Source organism: Seonamhaeicola maritimus, assembly GCF_008056315.1.
In the GTDB taxonomy this organism is placed as follows: Bacteria; Bacteroidota; Bacteroidia; order Flavobacteriales; family Flavobacteriaceae; genus Seonamhaeicola; species Seonamhaeicola maritimus.
This window is the reverse complement of record NZ_VRKQ01000023.1, coordinates 1-754: the sequence shown is the minus strand read 5'-3', so window position 1 is coordinate 754 and position 754 is coordinate 1. Positions and strand designations below refer to the sequence as shown.

Below are 754 nucleotides of genomic sequence, written 5' to 3'. Positions count from 1 at the left end.
CTTGTAACGCTACTGTTACTGTTGAAGATAATGTCGATCCTGTAATTACTACAACTGCTAACCCTATTATTGTGGAATGTGATGGAAACGGAAATAATGGGGAGATAGAAGCTTGGTTATTAAATAACGGTGGAGCAATAGCTACTGATGCTTGTGGGCTCACTTGGGATAATGATTATACGGGTACAGGTTCTGATTGTTCTGCTCCTGTAGAAGTTACTTTTACTGCTACAGATATTAATGGTAATTCTGTTTCTACAACAGCAACCTATTCTATATCAGATACTATTAAACCAACTATTCAAACACCTGCTGCAGATCAAACGGTACAATGCGATGGATCAGGTAATTTATCTCAATTTAATTCCTGGTTGACCACCAATGCAGGATCTACGGCAACGGATGACTGTTCTAGTGTGTCATGGTCTAATGATTATAACTTAAATGGAAATGTTATGTCTGATGAATGTGGTATGACTGGTAGCGTAATTGTAACATTTAGAGCTACTGATGGCTGTGGTAACTTTATTGAAACTACTGCTAAGTTTACAATTGAAGACACTATAGCTCCTGACTTTACAGTTCCTGCTGATTTAACAATAAACTGTGAGGATGATGCAACTGATTTAACACTTACTGGTGATGTATCGGATGAGTCTGATTCTTGTGATACAAACATAGGACAAGCTGCTTACTCAGACGTAGTTGCTGCTGGTCAATGTGCTAATGAATCTGTTATCACACGTACTTGGTC

At 38.2% G+C, this 754-nt stretch carries 1 pseudogene; it reads left to right on the top strand.

The annotated features are described in order from the left end of the window. Nucleotides 1-754, top strand: a pseudogene (locus FUA22_RS18520) (hypothetical protein); the annotation flags it as partial.